Source organism: uncultured Enterococcus sp. (assembly GCF_913775425.1).
Taxonomy (GTDB): domain Bacteria; phylum Bacillota; class Bacilli; order Lactobacillales; family Enterococcaceae; genus Enterococcus_G.
Genome location: NZ_CAJYIS010000038.1, coordinates 37,674 through 54,494, shown reverse-complemented (window position 1 = coordinate 54,494; position 16,821 = coordinate 37,674). Strand labels below are relative to the sequence as shown.

The 16,821-nt window shown below is 39.7% G+C and carries 21 protein-coding genes and 1 other RNA gene; 5 read left to right on the top strand and 17 right to left on the bottom strand.

Features of this window, described 5'->3' with window-relative positions; all coding sequences use genetic code 11:
• Positions 1-336: 336 nt before the first annotated feature.
• From QZ413_RS04165 to QZ413_RS04155, 3 genes are all read right to left on the bottom strand, one after another.
• Positions 337-699, bottom strand: a complete 363-nt coding sequence (locus QZ413_RS04165; RefSeq protein ID WP_297076759.1) for a hypothetical protein — start codon at positions 697-699, stop codon at positions 337-339.
• 30 nt (positions 700-729) lie between these two features.
• On the bottom strand, positions 730-1,095 hold the full coding sequence (locus QZ413_RS04160; protein ID WP_297076757.1) for a CvfD/Ygs/GSP13 family RNA-binding post-transcriptional regulator: 366 nt from the start codon (positions 1,093-1,095) through the stop codon (positions 730-732).
• A 107-nt stretch (positions 1,096-1,202) separates the two neighbouring features.
• On the bottom strand, positions 1,203-1,790 hold the full coding sequence (locus tag QZ413_RS04155) for a peptidylprolyl isomerase (RefSeq protein ID WP_297076754.1): 588 nt from the start codon (positions 1,788-1,790) through the stop codon (positions 1,203-1,205).
• A gap of 122 nt (positions 1,791-1,912) precedes the next feature.
• Here QZ413_RS04155 and QZ413_RS04150 point away from each other — a divergent pair, with 122 nt between their 5' ends.
• Entirely contained in the window at positions 1,913-2,890 is a 978-nt protein-coding gene (locus tag QZ413_RS04150; RefSeq protein WP_297076751.1) for an NAD(P)/FAD-dependent oxidoreductase, read from the top strand.
• A gap of 174 nt (positions 2,891-3,064) precedes the next feature.
• Here the strand turns inward: QZ413_RS04150 and QZ413_RS04145 are convergent, their stop codons facing one another.
• Positions 3,065-3,307 (bottom strand): DUF1450 domain-containing protein, encoded by a 243-nt coding sequence (locus QZ413_RS04145; protein WP_297076749.1) that lies wholly within the window; start codon positions 3,305-3,307, stop codon positions 3,065-3,067.
• Between the two features lie 86 nt (positions 3,308-3,393).
• Here QZ413_RS04145 and QZ413_RS04140 point away from each other — a divergent pair, with 86 nt between their 5' ends.
• A complete protein-coding gene (locus tag QZ413_RS04140; protein ID WP_297076746.1) occupies positions 3,394-3,879 on the top strand; it encodes a phosphatidylglycerophosphatase A in 486 nt (161 codons plus the stop codon).
• A 120-nt stretch (positions 3,880-3,999) separates the two neighbouring features.
• Here QZ413_RS04140 and QZ413_RS04135 read toward each other — a convergent pair whose 3' ends face one another.
• The 11 genes from QZ413_RS04135 to QZ413_RS04085 all read right to left on the bottom strand — a co-directional run bounded on the left by QZ413_RS04135 (position 4,000) and on the right by QZ413_RS04085 (position 12,621).
• Positions 4,000-4,632, bottom strand: a complete 633-nt coding sequence (locus QZ413_RS04135) for a TIGR01906 family membrane protein (protein WP_297076743.1) — start codon at positions 4,630-4,632, stop codon at positions 4,000-4,002.
• Positions 4,632-5,396 (bottom strand): TIGR01457 family HAD-type hydrolase, encoded by a 765-nt coding sequence (locus QZ413_RS04130; RefSeq protein WP_297076740.1) that lies wholly within the window; start codon positions 5,394-5,396, stop codon positions 4,632-4,634. The genes QZ413_RS04135 and QZ413_RS04130 overlap by 1 nt, the downstream gene beginning before the upstream one ends.
• A gap of 3 nt (positions 5,397-5,399) precedes the next feature.
• Entirely contained in the window at positions 5,400-5,987 is a 588-nt protein-coding gene (locus QZ413_RS04125) for a YutD family protein (RefSeq protein WP_297076738.1), read from the bottom strand.
• A gap of 12 nt (positions 5,988-5,999) precedes the next feature.
• Complete coding sequence (locus tag QZ413_RS04120) at positions 6,000-7,382, bottom strand: bifunctional UDP-sugar hydrolase/5'-nucleotidase (protein WP_297076736.1); 1,383 nt, start codon at positions 7,380-7,382, stop codon at positions 6,000-6,002.
• Positions 7,383-7,495: 113 nt separating this feature from the next.
• Positions 7,496-7,580, bottom strand: an RNA gene (ffs, locus tag QZ413_RS04115) — signal recognition particle sRNA small type.
• A gap of 15 nt (positions 7,581-7,595) precedes the next feature.
• Positions 7,596-8,120 carry a tRNA adenosine(34) deaminase TadA gene (gene tadA, locus QZ413_RS04110; protein ID WP_297076733.1) on the bottom strand — a complete coding sequence of 175 codons (525 nt, stop codon included), beginning with the start codon at positions 8,118-8,120 and terminating at the stop codon, positions 7,596-7,598.
• Positions 8,121-8,173: 53 nt separating this feature from the next.
• Positions 8,174-8,488, bottom strand: coding sequence for a hypothetical protein (locus tag QZ413_RS04105; RefSeq protein ID WP_297076730.1), 315 nt, complete (start codon positions 8,486-8,488; stop codon positions 8,174-8,176).
• 78 nt (positions 8,489-8,566) lie between these two features.
• A complete protein-coding gene (locus tag QZ413_RS04100) occupies positions 8,567-9,259 on the bottom strand; it encodes a zinc metallopeptidase (RefSeq protein ID WP_297076727.1) in 693 nt (230 codons plus the stop codon).
• 83 nt (positions 9,260-9,342) lie between these two features.
• A complete protein-coding gene (dapF, locus tag QZ413_RS04095) occupies positions 9,343-10,161 on the bottom strand; it encodes a diaminopimelate epimerase (RefSeq protein WP_297076724.1) in 819 nt (272 codons plus the stop codon).
• 10 nt (positions 10,162-10,171) lie between these two features.
• Positions 10,172-11,470 (bottom strand): diaminopimelate decarboxylase, encoded by a 1,299-nt coding sequence (gene lysA / locus QZ413_RS04090; protein ID WP_297076721.1) that lies wholly within the window; start codon positions 11,468-11,470, stop codon positions 10,172-10,174.
• Positions 11,467-12,621 (bottom strand): M20 family metallopeptidase, encoded by a 1,155-nt coding sequence (locus QZ413_RS04085; RefSeq protein ID WP_297076719.1) that lies wholly within the window; start codon positions 12,619-12,621, stop codon positions 11,467-11,469. Before QZ413_RS04085 ends, lysA begins: the two co-directional genes overlap by 4 nt.
• Before the next feature lie 168 nt (positions 12,622-12,789).
• Here QZ413_RS04085 and dapA point away from each other — a divergent pair, with 168 nt between their 5' ends.
• The 3 genes from dapA to dapD are packed head-to-tail and all read left to right on the top strand — an operon-like array spanning position 12,790 to position 15,170.
• The gene (dapA, locus tag QZ413_RS04080) at positions 12,790-13,671 is read left to right on the top strand and encodes a 4-hydroxy-tetrahydrodipicolinate synthase (RefSeq protein WP_297076716.1); all 882 of its coding nucleotides are present in this window, start codon (positions 12,790-12,792) and stop codon (positions 13,669-13,671) included.
• Positions 13,672-13,681: 10 nt separating this feature from the next.
• Positions 13,682-14,437 carry a 4-hydroxy-tetrahydrodipicolinate reductase gene (dapB, locus tag QZ413_RS04075; protein ID WP_297076713.1) on the top strand — a complete coding sequence of 252 codons (756 nt, stop codon included), beginning with the start codon at positions 13,682-13,684 and terminating at the stop codon, positions 14,435-14,437.
• Positions 14,438-14,453: 16 nt separating this feature from the next.
• Entirely contained in the window at positions 14,454-15,170 is a 717-nt protein-coding gene (gene dapD, locus QZ413_RS04070; RefSeq protein ID WP_297076711.1) for a 2,3,4,5-tetrahydropyridine-2,6-dicarboxylate N-acetyltransferase, read from the top strand.
• Positions 15,171-15,189: 19 nt separating this feature from the next.
• On the opposite strand, the gene QZ413_RS04065 is transcribed toward dapD, so the two are convergent.
• Positions 15,190-15,840 carry a DUF1361 domain-containing protein gene (locus QZ413_RS04065; RefSeq protein ID WP_297076708.1) on the bottom strand — a complete coding sequence of 217 codons (651 nt, stop codon included), beginning with the start codon at positions 15,838-15,840 and terminating at the stop codon, positions 15,190-15,192.
• A 14-nt stretch (positions 15,841-15,854) separates the two neighbouring features.
• Positions 15,855-16,808, bottom strand: a complete 954-nt coding sequence (locus QZ413_RS04060; RefSeq protein WP_297076706.1) for a bifunctional oligoribonuclease/PAP phosphatase NrnA — start codon at positions 16,806-16,808, stop codon at positions 15,855-15,857.
• Between the last annotated feature and the right edge of the window lie 13 nt (positions 16,809-16,821).

The window sequence follows — 16,821 nt, the reverse complement described above, 5'->3', positions numbered from 1 at the left end:
TAAGCTCTTAATTGACTTTGCTCGCATTACTGCTTGCTGTTTTGTTTTGCTTCTATTAAATAGAAACACCTTACACTATTGGTTCGTTTGCTTGCTTTGTTCAGTTTTCAAAGGTCTAATCTGTCGCCTTAGCAACTTTTATAATTTAACATAAGCTGTTATATTATGTCAAGTCTTTTTTAATTTTTTTGAAAAATTAAATTACACTATCTTAACGACTTGATTATCATATCAACTTTTATATGATGCGTCAATAGTTTTTTTCGTTTTCATAGAATAAAAAATGGTTCCTCAGTTAGTTTCCAATTGTTATTCTTTTTCTTGATAGGTTATCTATCAAAAAGAAGGCATACCTTCAATATTAAATTTTTGTACGATACGTTGAAAATGTTTGAAATCTTCCCAAACATAATCAAGCGGTAATTGCATGTCAACGTGTTCTTGTGTTGCTTCAAATACAAATAAGGGTACGCTTTGTCCTTTGATTACACCATTAGTTAATTCTAATAGGGCTAAATGCGTAACATCCAATTGAACTTCTTGTTTTAACCGTTCTAAGATACTTGCAAGTCCAGTCTTTTCTGGCTGGGCAATTGCGGAAACTAAATGTTGTTCATTTTGACATTTATTGACTAAAAATTTTTTCGTTCCATCGGACATTGTTAACATAATGGTACCGGCAATAATTTTTTCTGACATCTAATCCACTCCATCTCTACGGTTTAGTTCCTATTCTTCTAACATTTCTAATGCTTCGTCAATCCAGATTGGCAAAGTCATCTCGATTGAGTAAAATCCAATTTTTTTATTTTTATTGGTAAAGTATCGTTTGCGACGATTCAGCACTTGTACGAATTGCTCTTCTAACGTCCGTCTTGATAAGCTGATTTTTTTTGTATAAAAATCAATATCAATCACTTGTACTCTTACTTCGTCTCCAACTTGTAATACTTCGTGAATGTTTTTAGTAAATCCTGATTGAATCTCTGAAACATGAATCAACCCTTGCGTTTGATCATCTAATGCCACAAATGCACCATAAGGCTGAATTCCAGTTATTTTCCCATTAACAACTTGACCAATTTTATATGTCATCGTCTCACCTCGTTATCGTTTTATATTATACCGCATAATATGAAAAAAAAAAGTAAACGTCGATGAAAATTTGACGTTTACTTTCTCAATTAAGAAAATACTTTAGATTACTCGCTGATTTCTATGCCTTCGATCACCACATCGTAGACTGGACGATCTTGAGGGCCACGCTGAACGCCTTCGATTGCTTCAACAGTATCCATACCGTCGATCACATGGCCAAATACAGTATGACGGAAATCTAACCAAGGTGTACCACCATTTTGGTAAGCTTCAACTACTTCAGCTGGATATCCAGCATTTTCCATTTGACTCATCATATTTGAAGGAACAGATTTGTTGCTAACAACAAAGAATTGGCTACCATTTGTATTTGGTCCTGCGTTTGCCATTGATAACGCCCCGCGCAAGTTAAATAGTTCTGGTGTAAACTCATCTTCAAATTTTTCACCATAAATACTCTCGCCACCCATACCTGTTCCAGTTGGATCGCCACCTTGAATCATAAAATCAGGAATAACACGATGGAAAATAACGCCATCATAAAATCCTTTCTTTGCTAACTCAATAAAGTTTTTTACCGTTTTTGGTGCAAGTTCAGGAAATAGTTGAATCGTAATATCTCCTTTGTTTGTATGAACTGTAGCTTTTGGTCCAGTTTGTTCTGCTAAATGTAACTGTGGGAATTGTGCCAAAATTGTTGCCTCCTTGAAATTTCAAATATGCTTCTATCATATCAGAAAACGAAAAAAATGCCACTAATGAAATTCTTTGTTATAATCCAATTATTGTAACTGAAAGGAGTTTGATCCATTTTATGGAAATTTACGATTTAACAATCGTTGGTGCTGGACCTGTCGGCATGTTTGCTGCATTTTATGCTGGAATGCGAAATGCAAAAACAAAAATTATCGATACATTACCTCAACTAGGAGGGCAGCTTGCGACACTTTATCCAGAAAAATATATTTATGATATTCCTGGATTTCCCAAAGTCAAAGCTGGCGAATTAGTGCAAAATTTAGAAAAACAACTCCAAACGTTCAATCAAACGTATTGTCTAGAAGAAGAAGTCCTTCAACTTACTAAAGAGGAAGACTATATCGAAATTACAACGAATAAAACGACACACTATTCAAAAGCAGTCATTTTGGCTTTAGGTAACGGTTCTTTCCAACCTCGAAAACTAAGTTTACCTCATGCCGAAGACTTTGAAAATCTAGGGATCGATTATTATGTCCCAGATATCATGAAATATGCTGGAAAAAAAGTGGCGATTGCCGGTGGTGGCGATTCAGCGATCGATTGGGCATTAATGTTGGAACCGATCGCAGCTTCCGTCTATCTGATCCATCGTCGAAAAGAATTTCGTGCGCATGAACATAGTGTTTCCCAACTGATGAAGTCTAACGTCCATCTGCTTACACCATACATTTTAGAAAGCGTATCGGGAAATCGTCGGTTGGAATCGATTGGACTTTCAGAGGTCAAAGGTGACGAAACGATTGCACTTGAAGTCGATCATTTGATCGTAAACTACGGTTTTAGTTCTTCGTTAAATGTCAAAAACTGGGGCATGAATAGTACACGCCAAGGAATCACGGTCTCTTCTGATATGCAAACATCACTTCCCGGTGTATATGCTTGTGGTGATGTATCCATATATGACGGAAAAGTGAAATTAATTGCCACTGGCTTTGGTGAAGCACCTACTGCTGTCAATAATGCGTTACATTATATCGACCCTAAAAATCGAACGCAGCCAATGCACAGTACAAGTTTATTTCAAAAATAAAATAATTAGGCTGCAGTAAAAGTAAATAGCTCCGAGAAATAAGCCGAATCATTTTCGATAATAGTCCACCTATTTCGGTAATGATTCGGCTTATTTTTTTAAAGAGTCTTTTCTGGAACAACAATTATCTTTTTTTAGAGGATGTGACAGACTTCTCTCACGCCCTCTATTGTGTTATAAAAATTCTGCATGCCATTCAACAATTGCTTGCTCTATTTTTTCTAATAACGCTGCAGGTGTTGCCGCACTGATCCGTTCGCCTTCGAACATACAAAAAAAGACTTGTGCACAAATACTGCATTCGCTCATACAACCATACGTCATTACTTCAACATCATCTCTTAACTCTAATGCCTCCACAGCTAAATGATTGCCCTGATTTATATTTGATTCACAAAATTCTACTAAAGGTAACATTTTTTCACCACAATTCTTTGAAGGTTTTTCAAAAGTAGTATACCATGAAGAAAAGAAAGATTCGAAAATTTGAGAGGATGAGACAAATGACCATCACCCAAAGTCAATTAGAAGAAAAAGCCAGAGCATTATTAATCGAACGCGGTGTCCACGTCAAAGATATCGCTGAACTCGTTTTCTTTTTACAAGAAGCTTATATTAATGATCTATCCTTAGAAATGTGCATGTTAAGCGTAGATGCTGTTTTGAGTAAACGTGAAGTCCAAAATGCCATCTTAACAGGAATCCAACTTGATATCTTCGCTGAAAACAAACAATTGATGGCTCCTTTACAAGATATCATCGCGCAAGATGAAGGGCTATATGGTATCGATGAAATTTTAGCTTTTGCCATCGTGAATGTCTATGGATCGATTGGTTTTACCAACTATGGCTACATCGATAAAGTCAAACCTGGTATTCTAGCAAAACTAAACGATCATACACAACCACATGTCCACACCTTTTTAGACGATATCGTAGGCGCGATTGCCGCAGCTGCTGCTAGTCGATTAGCCCATCAGCAGCCGTAAAAAAGCAAGCAGTTCAAAAAAACAAGCCGAATCATTATCGAGAATGTTTTCACATTTTTCAGTAATAACTCGGCTTATTTTTAATTTTTAAAGGGATGCCAACTTTTGCTACACCCTATTTTAACGTTTTCGCTGTACTGACCAGCGTCCAAAAAGATAAAAGAGTAAAAAGAACCCTTCTAAACAAACGAAAAATAAGACAAAACAAGCAAAAAAGAAGGTCTCTGGTAATACATTGATAATCGGATCGGTTCTTGGATCAAAGACCCAATCGGCATTACGAAACAATAGTTCATGAAACGTAATAAAAAAGCGATCAAATCCCGCAATCATCAAACAAGCAATGACAAAAGGAATCACCATCGCAACTTGCATGGGGCGGATAAACTGCCATTCGGAACGCGTTCGAACCAACTGATAAACAAACCAAAACGTCGGAACAAGCGTGATAATAAATACAAGATGATTCACAAAAAAGAGTTGCTTCACATCAACAAAATGTTGCAAGCCACTTTCAGACATTGGAAAAGAAGCAAGCGACAGGGTGCGTACCCATGGGAAATTGAGATAGGCCAACAACTGATGATACTCTTGAAGCAATTCAGCTTTAGAGAGTGTCGTGACAGTCGTCAAGTGTTCACGGTCGATTGTGATTCGATACAACCATGTGCTATTGATCGTAATTAAAATCGCAGTCGATACCAACGTCAAATACAAGGAAACCCACTGAAAAAACCGTACTACACGTTTCATCACACGTTCCACTCGTCTAATGAATCCATTACATAGGTAGGTGCTAAAGGCAAGGTTGGCACAGCTGCTTTTGGTGTGAATCCAGATAAAACAAGCAACGTGTCCACTCCATTGTCTAAACCTGCTCGAATATCGGTTTCATAATTATCGCCTACCATCAAAGCTTCACTTGGGAGACAGCCTAATCGAGCCAAAGCTTTTTCCATAATGATGGCTTCTGGTTTTCCAATAAAGATCGGTTTGGTTTGTGTCGCCGTTTCTACAAATGAAATCAATGCGCCTGCTCCTGGCATTAAGCCTTGTTCAGTCGGAATATTTTTATCAGGATTGGTTCCAATGAAGACTGCCCCATTTTGGATCGCCAATACAGCAGTAGCTAGTTGAGCATACGTCACTTGCGCGTCTAATCCGACGACAACAAAAGAAGGGGTCTTTTCTTCTATTGCATATCCGGCTTTTATAATCGCTTCTTTTAAACCAGATTCTCCAATAACGTATGCTGTTTTAGGTTTGTCTTGTTCGTTCATAAAATCAATCGTCGCTAAAGTTGCAGTATAAACCAAATCACTCGCTACGTGGATATCAAATTCATTTGCTAATCGGGCTGCAACAGTTTCTGGAGTTTTGGTTGTATTGTTTGTGACAAATAAAAATGGCGTATTCGTTGCTTGCAACCGTTCAATAAATCGCTTGCCAGCTGAAATCGGCTCTTTCCCTAAATAAATCGTCCCATCTAAATCGATTAAATATCCTTTATATCGCATATGCTACTCCTCTCTTTTTCGAATCGTAAATTTTTTCGTATTCGTTTTTTCAGATGTCGTTGTTTTCGTTCTCACTTGCGCCTTAGTCGTCGTTTTGGTTTTTGTTGTTTTTTTGACAGGACCTTTTTTTTCAGCAACATGCGCTTGATTTTTTGTTTGTTTTTTCTTTGTTTTTTTCGTATTGGTTTTATGTTTGCGATGGCCAACTCGCTCTAACACAAAATAGGCGCAACCAAAATTACAATATTCATACAAATAATCTTCTAGTGTATCGATTCGTTGATCTGGAAGTGCCCGCTTATTGTTTGTGTCGAAAAAGCCTTTTAAGCGCAATTGGTCATATCCCCAATCTCCGACGATAAAATCATATCGCGATAGCACTTCACTATAACGATTGGCTGCTTTTTCTAAATCAAATGCTTCACGGTAATCAACTACGACGCGATATAATCTGCCGGATAGTAAAATATCCGTTTCATTGACACGTTCAAAGGTCGTTCCTTTAGCTGTTTTTTGTTCTTCAACTGGCTCTTCAACAATTTCTTCTAAAATCGCTGTTAATTCTTCTGTTAATTGATTTTCTTCTGACATTCTCTCACCTCTTTAGCTTTTGTCGATTGGAAAATAGCACGATAACCCATTGGCAACTACAGTACGTAAAAATTCAGGGAATAAAAAGGTCACTTCACCTGCCAATTCAATCGTTGGAAAAAACGGAATGAACATAAAATGATCTACCGTAGTCAGTGTATAACGTTTATTAGGATCGATTGGGTGTTGATCGATCGATACTTCTTGTGTATTCGCATCATAATCGAGCCCTAAATAGTGAACCTCACCAAACAGTTTGCCACGAAAGCCCATACCTTTGATTGGATAGTGTTTTAAAAACAAACGATTTTTCTCGATTTCACGGACAAGACGGACCACATCACTTCCGCTTAATGTGACACGAATCAAACGCATTGGATGAGGCAAAATGCGGTGAAGGTCAGCTTTTGTAATCAATCCTTGAGGTAAATCGTCCAAAAACAACCCTGAATTGACTAAACTGATCGCCGTATCACCACGCTGTGCCATTGCTTGTAGTGCATATGGATAAATGAGATGCTCGCCTTTTTCACGAGTTAATGGAAACGGTAAATCAGCAACCACCTCTTGTTCAAGCAATTGAACGCCTTGGTCAAACCAAGAGTTGATCTGGATTTGATCTTCTGATTGTTCTACAAGTGATTCCGTTAAAAACGTGGTCGCCTTAGAAGATAATTTTTGCTTGTTATCAGCAAATGTGACCTCAACTTCACCTACATAATAGCCAAATTTTCCTGCCGCGGCTAGTTGTGTCTGTTTGATCTTTTTTCCTTCTTTAAATAAGTGATGGGTATGAGAACCCAAAATCAGATCGATTTGCTCAAATTCGTGTGCAATCTGATCATCTGCTTCAATCCCTAAATGACTCAATAACACAACATAGTCAGCTTGTTCTGAAATTTCGGGAATACATTTTCTCAATGTTTCGATTGGATCAAGTACGTCCCAACCATTTGGCTGATACGTCAATGGAAACGGCGCAGTCACCCCGATTACACCAACAGTGATCCCAATATTCGTTGAGATCATCAAATAAGGTTTGACCCAACTTGGTCGTTTTTTTGTCTGCTGATCGATCAAATTTGCTAATACGACTGGAAAATTAGCTTGATCGTATAAATGATCTAACACATCGTGACTATTGCCAATTCCCTCATTATTTCCCAAAGTGATCGCATCATAGTGTATCTCATTCATCAACTCAATATTGGCTTTTCCATCAGTCGCTTCGGTTAAAGGGTGCCACCGATCTAAAAAATCACCTAAGTCAACTGTCAAAACGGCTTCGTTTGCTTGTGTTTCTTGTTTTTTTTGAATGAATCGTTTTATTTTAGGCCAATTCTCAAAGTGAGAATGAAGATCATTGGTGTGGATAATCCTTAATTTATCAGGCATGTTCTTCGCCTACTTTCTAATTCATACTGCCTAAATTTTGTCACATGTTCCTCGCAAAGTCAAAAGAATAAAAAAACTGAGAACAATCGGATGATTGCTCCCAGTTTTTCGTTATGTAATCAGACACATGAAGACACCTGCTTAGTGCTGCTTCCTTCCAGACCTGACACAATTCACAAGGCCTCCATTGTCCTAGCCTTTCGGCACTACTTATTATAACGGAAGCTCTGTCGAATTACTAGTCTTTTTTAGCTTTTTTTTACGTTGCCGTAATTCTCGAAAAAAGTCAGTCAATAATGCACTACACGTTTCACCTAAAATCCCTGCTTCCACATAGCTCCAGTGATTGAACCGTTCGTCTATCGATAAATTTAATAAACTACCACTAGCACCGCCTTTAGGATCAAATGCGCCAAAATAGATCTCTTCTACTCGAGCCAGCATCGTTGCACCAGCACACATTGGACAAGGTTCTAGTGTCACAAATAACTGCGCTTTTTCTAAACGCCAGCTCCCGACCGCTTCACAAGCTTGTGCGATCGCGATCATTTCTGCATGCATCGTGGCATTTTGTGTCGTTTCTCGCAAGTTGTGTCCCCGACCAATGACTTCTTGATCTAAAACGACGACGGCTCCGATTGGCACCTCATGTAGTTGTTGTGCTTTTTTAGCTTCTAACAAAGCTTCTTGCATAAAGTGCTCTTTTTGTGTTTGGGTTAATGTACTGCTTTTTTCCATTGATACACTCCTATACCTAAAAAACTGAGGTGCATGTCTGCACCTCAGTTATCTTAAAAGATTTGATTAAAAAAATCTTGTAATTTCTCTTTCGCATCTTCTGCATGTGCAGCTGCTTCTTTTTTACCAGATTTTACTTTTTTACTTAATTGCATCACATAATCTAATTCTTCATCGTCTAATTTGTCGACAACATTCAATAATGTTTCATTACCGCCAAATTTATCTGAAACAAATTTTTTCACTTTGCACCGATTGGTCATATAACGACCTTTCGTTAGTAGTTTTTCTGAAGCAATTGCTGCAGTAGCTACCCCAGCGATTGCCACAAGCCCTAAGCCTAAAGATACTTTAGTTGCTGCTTTCATCTTGTTCATCCTCTCTGTTTTTGCGCTTATTTCTATCTCAATCATAACACGAATAACAAAAAAGCCCTACTATTTCGATCAGTTGCGACGGTTGTTTGCGATCATAATCAAACGAATCAATTGCAGTAGGGTTGTGATCGCTGCTGCGACGTACGTCAATGCGGCAGCAAACAACACTTTACGTGCCATCGGCAATTCTTCTTTAGTCAACAAGCCACCTTCACCTAAAATTTTCAAGGCACGTCTTGAAGCATCAAACTCGACAGGCAACGTCACCACTTGAAATAAAAAGGCCATCGAAAAAGCAACGATCCCTAAATTGATCAATAAAGGAAAACTAAAAATCAGGCCGAACATGATCATCGGAATCGATATCGTCGATCCTAAGTTAGCGGCTGGTACGATTGCTGCTCGAATTCGCATCGGTTTGTAATCTACTGCATCTTGAACTGCATGTCCGCATTCATGTGCGGCAACCCCGATTGCTGCGACAGAGGTCGATCGTGCAGTCGATTGAGATAAACTGAGTATTTTATTTCCCGAATTGTAATTATCTGTCAAATCGCCGGCAATACTTTGGACACCGACGTTATGAATCTGTTGATTTTGCAAGATATACTCGGCAGCGTCTGTCCCAGTAACTTGATGCTGGCTTTTGATCTTATCATATTTACGAAACGTACTATTGACATAGGCGGACGAAGCCAACGAAATCGTCATCCCAATAAAGACTAAAGATAGTGTAAACCAATTGTCTAACCAATAAATCATGGCATCTCTCTCCTTATTTGTTTTCTTTATTTTAGCATGACTTGACTATTTCGCGTACGTTTTCAGACTACCTAAGGAAATTTTTAGACATTTAGATCTTCATCACAAATATCACCTGAAACGACTCGTGTTGTTTCACCACGTAAAAAGAGCTCATCGCCTAACACTTCTACTTGCAACAATCCACCTAGTGTTTCTAAAGTCACGATTCCTTTTACTTTTTTACGCTTGATCAACGTTAATGCCGTAGCACCTGATCCTGTACCACAAGCTAGCGTAAAGCCTTCTACACCGCGTTCAAAGGTACGAATCAAAACATTGCCATTTGCCAATTGTTGATAAAAATTCACATTGGCCCCTTTTTCTAGTCGTGACCAGTGACGTAATGTTTGTGCAAGTGGAAGTAACTCTTCTAATGGTGTATCTTGTAATCGATCAAACTCGACAACTACATGCGGAAGTCCGGGATTTCCTAATTCGACATACGAAAGCTCTGATACTTCAGGAAACTCCCAATCGTAGACTTCTTTTGTTGCTGTATTCAACTGTACTTGATACGTTCGCTCATCGATCCGAATAGCGGGCACATCACCGGCGACCGTTTCAATGACCATAGTAGCTTTCGCTAATCGATGTTCATAAGCGTAGCGCGCCAAACAACGAGCTCCATTCCCACACATCTCCGCTTCTGTTCCATCTGCATTAAAAAAGATCATGCGAAAATCGCCACCGTGTTGTGCGTGATCGACAACCATCACTGCGTCAGATCCTACAGACACACGACGTTGACAGACTTGTTTTGTGATTGCTACTAGTTGTTCATAGGTATAGCCTAAATCAATATTATTTAAAATAATGAAATCATTACCGGTACCTTGATATTTCTCAAATGGGATGTTCATCTTATCCTCCTTATTGTAAATGGCTCGGGATGCGCTCATTTTGGATCACTTGTGCATAACTTTGACGTTCGACTACAAGTGCAGCTCGCCCTTCTTTGACAAATACTGCTGCTGGAATCTGAATTTTATTGTAGTTGCTTGCCATAGAATACCCGTAAGCACCAGTAGTAAATGTCGCAAAAATATCTCCTGTCTCAACAGGTGGTAACTGGACGTCTTTCATCAAGATATCCGTACTTTCACAGATTTTCCCTGAAATCGTCACCACTTCACTTGCTGGTTGTTGGTATTTATTGGCAATACAGCCTTCGTATTGTGCATGATACAGACCTGGTCTAATGTTATCTGTCATCCCACCATCAATCGAAGCATAAGTCCGAATGCCTGGAAGAGTCTTAATTGCACCGATCGTATGCAAACTAATGCCTGCTTCAGCTACGATGCTGCGACCGGGTTCGATTACGATCGTTGGACGATATAAGTTGTGTTGCTGACAAAAGGCAATCGTTTTTTCCATCAATGGATCTAAAAAGTAAGAAAACGGCTGCCGAATATCGTCTTTTGTATAGCGTACGCCAAATCCCCCACCGTAATTCAATTCTTTTACCGTATAGCCTAGTGTATCATGGATTTTTTTCACTAAATCAAGCGCGACTTGTGCCGCAGCTAAATGCGTTTGATTTTCAGCAAGCTGGCTACCAATATGAAAATGGATACCGTAAAAATCGATCTCTGGCGCATCGATAGCTTCTTTGATCAAGGGCAGTAAAATCGTTTCATCTAGTGGAATCCCAAATTTAGAATCTTTTTGGCCAGTTGAGATATATTCATGTGTATGAACACTGATTTCTGGTGTGATTCGAAATAAGATCTTTGCGGTTGTTTGTTTTTCTTTACATAAGGCTTGGATCAACTGTAATTCTTGTAACCCATCTACAATAATCCGACCGACGCCATAATCTAATGCCATTTCTAACTCTTCAATCGATTTATTATTTCCATTGAATTCGATTTTTTCTGCTTCAAAGTCTGCTTTGATCGCAGTATACAATTCCCCGCCGCTCACGACATCTAGACACAAGCCCTCGCGCTCGACTAATCGTAACATCGCCAATGTATTAAAGGCTTTTGATGCATAAGCTACACGGACTCGCTCATATTTTTCCACAAAATCTTCACGTAATTCACGACACGCTTCAATGATTTTTGTTTCAGAAAAAACGTATAATGGGGTTTGATAAGTTTTGGCTAATTCGACTGTATCACAGCCATCAAAAATAAAATGTTCGCTCATAAGTTTACTCCTCATTGATTTAATGCAGCAATCAAGCCGACATAACACTCGACGCCACCTAATAGATTTTCTTCATTAAAATTCATTTTGCCACTATGTAATGGCCACGTATATCCTAATTCTTCATTGCGAATGCCGACAAAAAAGAATAATCCTGGAATTTGGGTTTGATACATCGAAAAATCTTCAGCTAACATATACGGTGGTGTTTCGCGATACGCTTCTTTGGCCACTGATTTTAAGGCTTCTACCATTGCCTCATCGTTATCGACTACTCGATACATATGATTAAAGATCACTTCACATTCACACCCATATCCTAAGGCGATTTGGGTCGCTAGTTGTGTGATCCGTGTCGTCATTTGGTCATAGACGCTATCGCTAAATGCACGCATCGTCCCTTCTACGACGACTTTCCCAGGGATGATATTCATCGCTTCCCCACCTGTAATCTTACCAAATGTGATAACACCAGCTTCCATCGGACTTACATTGCGTGCAAGAATCGTATGGATCCCTTGAATGATTGCAGAAGTTGCTAAGATTGCATCTGCACCTTGTTGCGGTTGTGCACCGTGTGCGCTTTGTCCTTTGACAATCAATTGGATTTCACCATTACGAGCCATCATCGCATGAGGTTTGCACGCAATGACTCCTTCTTCAAATTCAGGAAAGACATGTAGTCCTACGATTTGTTCTACGCCAAATTCTGTCAATACGCCGTCTTCGATCAACAATTGGGCGCCACCAGGTCCTTCTTCAGCGGGCTGGAACAACAAAACGATCGTCCCTTTGATCACTTCAGGATGCAAGGTCAAATACTTGGCAAATCCTAACATCGTCGCCATGTGCCCATCGTGACCACATGCATGCATTTTCCCTGGTGTTTTTGATGCAAATTCAGCTCCAGTTTCTTCTGTTACTGGTAATGCATCGATATCCGTCCGAAAGGCTAGCGTTTTTCCAGGTTTTTCTGAGCGGAATACGGCAACTAATGCTGTATCTAGTCGCGTGTGAATTTCTGTTACGCCCATTTCAATAAGCTGTTTTTTCAAATAAGCACTTGTTTGATATTCTTTGAGTCCTAATTCAGGAATTTGGTGTAATTCGCGACGCCAATGTTGAATCATCGGAGCCAACGCTTGAACTTCTGGGCTAATTTTCATCTATTTTCTCCTTAAATCCGAATTTCTCATAGTATTCTCGTTGTTTTTTCGTTTAATCATTGATATTTTCTCATAATACAGGTTATAATTCCAATAATCTATCATTATTTTTGATTTTTTATACAAAAATGGAAAATAACAATAAAGAGTGGAATAGGATGTGTACATATGACAATTTTTGAAGGTGCGGCTGTCGCACTGATCACCCCCATGTATGAAGACGGAAGCGTTGATTATAAGAGTTTAACTGAATTAGTCGAATGGCAAATCCAATCAGGAATCGATGCAATCGTCGCCTGTGGAACGACAGGTGAAGCGTCGACATTAATTGATGAAGAACATATCGCAGTCATCGAGGCAGTAGTAAAACAAGCAAATGGTCGAGTACCAGTCATTGGTGGGACGGGCTCAAATAACACACAACACGGAATCCATCTGTCAAAAGAAGCGCAACGCGTAGGTGCTGACGGTTTATTAGTTGTTACTCCTTATTACAATAAAGCAACAAAAACGAGTTTAGTAGCGCATTATAAAGCGATTGCGGAAAGTGTTGAGCTACCGATTTTACTTTACTCTGTTCATTCACGCACTGGGATGAACTTGGATGTCGATGCAGTTAAAGAATTGAAAAAGATCCCAAATATTGTTGGGATCAAAGAAGCCAGTGGCGATATCTCCCAAGTTGTGTCTATCGCACGTGAAGTCGATGAACACTTTGCGCTTTATTCAGGAAATGATGATCAAGTCTTACCTTTCTTGTCCGTTGGCGGAAAAGGTGTAATTTCTACAATCAGCAATGTTGCACCTGCCCAAACGTCAGAAATGGTCCATGCTTATCTAGATGGCGACCTGACGAAAGCAAAAGATATGCAACTGGCACAAAAACCACTGATCGATGCGCTATTTGCTGAAGTCAATCCCGTACCAGTCAAAGCAGCTGTCGCATTGATGGATAAATGCCAAATGACGTATCGTTTGCCTCTTGGTCAACCAGAAAAAGCGACAATCGAACGTTTACAAAAAGAAATGACTGCTTACAACATTTTATAGGAGGACGCACATGTTATCGATTATTTTAAGTGGTGCCAATGGTCGAATGGGTCGTGTGATCCAAGAGATCGTATCACAACATGAACAGCTACAGATCGTGGCCGGGATCGATCGCCATCAAGCGGACACTCCCTTTCCACTCTACAACTCATTAGAAGAAGTCAATGAACAAGCGGATGTTATTATTGATTTTTCCCATTATAGTAATGTCGAGACATTATTAGCGACAAGTGTTCAAAAAAAATTGCCGATCGTCGTCGCAACGACCGGTCTATCAGAAGATCATTTCGCCTTACTTGATCAAGCAGCAACTGACATTCCGGTTTTTTATTCAGCCAATATGTCTTTAGGAATCAATGTCTTGATCCAAGCATTAAAAACGATCACTCCTACATTAGAAGCGGATTTTGATATTGAGATCATCGAAAAACATCATAATCAAAAAAAAGATGCGCCTAGCGGAACAGCTTTACTACTAGCTGACTCGATCAATGAAACGTGTCGCCAGAAAAAGACCTATGTTTACGGCCGATCAGGTAACGAAAATGAGAACCCTCGTACAGAATTAGGAATCCATGCAGTCCGTGGAGGAACGATCCCTGGTGAACATACTGTATTATATGCTGGACTTGACGAATTGATCGAATTGAAACATACCGCATTATCACGAGATATTTTTGCCAACGGTGCTATCAAAGCTGCACAATTTTTAGCGACGCAAGCTCCTGGTCGCTACTCGATGGCAGAACTAATTACCAAAAATTAATTAAAGAGGTGACTTTATGTCAGATTTACAATTTACAGATGCGTATGCATTAGCCAAATTTATCCAACAATCTACCAAAAAAACACCGGTTAAAGCCTATATCTCCGGAGTATTAACCCTTACTGAAAAACCAAGTAATCTTCAATTATTCGGTGAAGATGCATTTCATTTAGCGATCGGCGATGCTGAAGATATCGAGAGCTTCTTAGCTGAACATGAAGCTGAGATTACGGACTATTACTTAGAAAACGACCGTCGTAATTCAGCTGTTCCCATGCTAGATATTACCAAAGTCGATGCACGAATCGAACCTGGTGCGTTTATCCGTGACCAAGCAATCATTGGAAAAAATGCCGTGATCATGATGGGAGCAGTCATCAATATCGGTGCGGTGATCGGTGAAGAAACGATGATTGACATGGGGGCTATCTTAGGCGCACGTGCTACAGTCGGAAAACGCGCACATATCGGAGCTGGAGCCGTCTTGGCCGGTGTTCTAGAGCCACCTTCAGCAAGCCCCGTGATCGTCGAAGATCATGTATTAGTCGGAGCAAATGCTGTTGTATTAGAAGGCGTACGGATCGGTGAAGGGGCCGTCGTGGCCGCCGGCGCTATCGTAACCGAAGATGTTCCAGCTGGTGCGGTCGTGGCCGGATCACCTGCAAAAATCATCAAGATGAAAGATGAAAAAACTACAGCTAAAACAGAATTCTTAGACGATTTACGTAAATAAATCAAAAAAACCAGCAAAGTCAATCGACTTCGCTGGTTTTTCTTTGATAGGCCGTCCAATAATAAAGAATCACTTGTAGACATGTAAACATCACGACAAAAAACAAGGCGCGAATAGTCAATAATTCTTTTAATGTGTGTAATACTTGGATTGGATGTGAAAAAAAAGTCACACTATTCAAGCGAATAAATCGACCTAAAAACACGCCAACACTCGTCAATAAAAACATCACGAGTAAATAACCTTTTTGATGACGACGTGACAAGTGATACCGTCTGCTCAAGCGCGCAAAAATTCCGCGAATACTGCGAAATCCCAGTGCCACTAAACTAAATATCCCTGCCACGACTAAAAAGTACATCGCCCAAATCCCAATAGCATCTGTCATGACGACATTAGACGTCTGATAAAATTCGATCCGACTTAAATGAATCAAATCCGTTAGTAAATAAGCATTATTCGGTAAAAACAATACATACAGTAAAAATAATACTACCTTGCTTTTTTTATGTTGCGCCCAGTTGATCCAAAAATAAATTTCAAGCGGTACATAGGCAAGCATGCTATCAATTAATAAAAAACGAATCGGCAGTCGCTCTAGATAGTAATAGGAAACAACTAGCAGGTACACGACCATACACGAACGAATCCACCATCTTTTTCTCGTCACTGTCGTTCACATCCTTACTTATCTGCTTTACGATACTGTGTGCATGCTGCTAGAATTTCTCCATAGATTTCAGCGACCTCAGCTTTATCTTTGGCATTCGCTCCACTAGCAAGCGGATGTCCACCACCATGATGACGTTTTGCAATCTCATTGATTACAGGCCCTTTAGACCGAATACGTACGCGATAATACCCTTCTGGCTGTTCGACAAACAATGCCCAAGCCAACACTTCTTCGACATCTCCTGGTAAAGGCACAAGTCCAGATGTCTCAGCATCGCTTACATGATAGGTTTCCAACAATTCTTTTGTTAAAACAACTTTTGCTGCACCAGTTTGATCGACTTCTAAATTCGAATAGACATAACCAGAAAGACGCGCAACTTTTAGTGGAACTTGTTGCAAAGTACGGTTGATCTTTGATGCATCAAAGTCATAACAGCGTAGTTTTCCAGCAATCGCAAATGTGGCTTTGGTCGTAGCTGGATACAAAAAGCGTCCAGTATCTCCAACGATCCCAGCATACAATAAGCGAGCCGCGTTATCTGTCATCTGCAATTCGTCATGCGCAAAACAAAACGATGCGATCATTTCACTACAGCTACTTGCTTTGGGATCTACCCACATCAGATCACCATAAGGTTCGTCATTTGGGTGATGATCGATTTTGATTAGTTTTTTTCCTAAATCATAACGATCGTCACTAATGCGCGGCGCATTTGCGGTATCCGTTACAATCACCAGCGCTTCTTGATACTGTTCCTCGCTTACTTCATCCATCGTTGCCAAAAAATCAAGGTCTCCTACTGGACCACCGACTTGATAAATCGTTTTATTTGGAAAAGAGGCGCGCAAAATCTCTGCTAAGCCCACTTGTGAACCGATCGCATCAGGATCTGGTCGCATATGACGATGGATAATAATGGTATCGTATGCTTGAATTTGGTTTAAAATCTGTTCTTGTTTCATACAACTTCCTTTC

Coding starts and splice junctions, on each gene's coding strand:
- dapD (WP_297076711.1), top strand. CDS start 14,454: ATGTCAGATTTACAATTTACAGATGCGTATGCATTAGCCAAATTTATC.
- QZ413_RS04145 (WP_297076749.1), bottom strand. CDS start 3,307: ATGTTACCTTTAGTAGAATTTTGTGAATCAAATATAAATCAGGGCAAT.
- QZ413_RS04085 (WP_297076719.1), bottom strand. CDS start 12,621: ATGAAAATTAGCCCAGAAGTTCAAGCGTTGGCTCCGATGATTCAACAT.
- QZ413_RS04150 (WP_297076751.1), top strand. CDS start 1,913: ATGGAAATTTACGATTTAACAATCGTTGGTGCTGGACCTGTCGGCATG.
- QZ413_RS04165 (WP_297076759.1), bottom strand. CDS start 699: ATGTCAGAAAAAATTATTGCCGGTACCATTATGTTAACAATGTCCGAT.
- QZ413_RS04130 (WP_297076740.1), bottom strand. CDS start 5,396: ATGCGATATAAAGGATATTTAATCGATTTAGATGGGACGATTTATTTA.
- QZ413_RS04100 (WP_297076727.1), bottom strand. CDS start 9,259: ATGATTTATTGGTTAGACAATTGGTTTACACTATCTTTAGTCTTTATT.
- tadA (WP_297076733.1), bottom strand. CDS start 8,120: ATGGAAAAAAGCAGTACATTAACCCAAACACAAAAAGAGCACTTTATG.
- QZ413_RS04060 (WP_297076706.1), bottom strand. CDS start 16,808: ATGAAACAAGAACAGATTTTAAACCAAATTCAAGCATACGATACCATT.
- QZ413_RS04135 (WP_297076743.1), bottom strand. CDS start 4,632: ATGAAACGTGTAGTACGGTTTTTTCAGTGGGTTTCCTTGTATTTGACG.
- QZ413_RS04125 (WP_297076738.1), bottom strand. CDS start 5,987: ATGTCAGAAGAAAATCAATTAACAGAAGAATTAACAGCGATTTTAGAA.
- QZ413_RS04160 (WP_297076757.1), bottom strand. CDS start 1,095: ATGACATATAAAATTGGTCAAGTTGTTAATGGGAAAATAACTGGAATT.
- QZ413_RS04120 (WP_297076736.1), bottom strand. CDS start 7,382: ATGCCTGATAAATTAAGGATTATCCACACCAATGATCTTCATTCTCAC.
- dapA (WP_297076716.1), top strand. CDS start 12,790: ATGACAATTTTTGAAGGTGCGGCTGTCGCACTGATCACCCCCATGTAT.
- QZ413_RS04105 (WP_297076730.1), bottom strand. CDS start 8,488: ATGAAAGCAGCAACTAAAGTATCTTTAGGCTTAGGGCTTGTGGCAATC.
- dapF (WP_297076724.1), bottom strand. CDS start 10,161: ATGAACATCCCATTTGAGAAATATCAAGGTACCGGTAATGATTTCATT.
- lysA (WP_297076721.1), bottom strand. CDS start 11,470: ATGAGGAGTAAACTTATGAGCGAACATTTTATTTTTGATGGCTGTGAT.
- QZ413_RS04140 (WP_297076746.1), top strand. CDS start 3,394: ATGACCATCACCCAAAGTCAATTAGAAGAAAAAGCCAGAGCATTATTA.
- dapB (WP_297076713.1), top strand. CDS start 13,682: ATGTTATCGATTATTTTAAGTGGTGCCAATGGTCGAATGGGTCGTGTG.